The organism is Cohnella cellulosilytica, from assembly GCF_042431195.1.
GTDB lineage: Bacteria > Bacillota > Bacilli > Paenibacillales > Paenibacillaceae > Cohnella > Cohnella cellulosilytica.
In genome coordinates this window covers 1-534 of the sequence record NZ_JBHMDN010000066.1, presented here as the reverse complement: position 1 = coordinate 534, position 534 = coordinate 1, and the positions used below count along the sequence as shown (strand labels likewise).

The window sequence follows — 534 nt, the reverse complement described above, 5'->3', positions numbered from 1 at the left end:
CCGTCTTCTTTCGGTATTTCTACCCTTCGGACGGGGTTCGGACGGTACTTTCCGCCCAGAATGGCCTGCTGGATGGCTTCTCCGTTTTCTTTGAGATATTGTAGAAGTTCATCTACTTTCATCCCATCGACTCCGTGTGTGCCTTTGTTCGCTTTGACTCTCTTGTACGCCTCGTTCAAGTTGGTCACGCTCACCACTTCCTCCAGCATTCCTTTCTTCGACTCGCTTGCGTTGGCGGCGTTGTTTTTGGTTGTCCGTTCAGAACCGTACGCTCCTGCATATCCTTCGTGTTCCGCACGTACTTTCTGCACCGAGCCTTCCCTTTCAGGAAGTTGGCTGTACTTTTCTTCTGTTTCGGCAACGTTCATTGACTACCACCTCCTAAGGTTCAGCCCTTCCCCCGGACCGTCGACTGTTCGGGGTAGTATGGCCTCTGCTGACTTCTCATGGTAAATCTTGTTTCAACCGTGATTCGAAGCGCATCTCCTCACGTCCATGAGACCTCCCACGGTAAGACGATTCACTTTCCTCCCA

Annotated in this window: 1 pseudogene; it reads right to left on the bottom strand. The window is 51.7% G+C overall.

What is annotated here, in order from left to right:
* Window positions 1–368: pseudogene (locus ACFFT4_RS30250) on the bottom strand (group II intron reverse transcriptase/maturase); the annotation flags it as partial.
* Window positions 369–534: the final 166 nt, after the last annotated feature.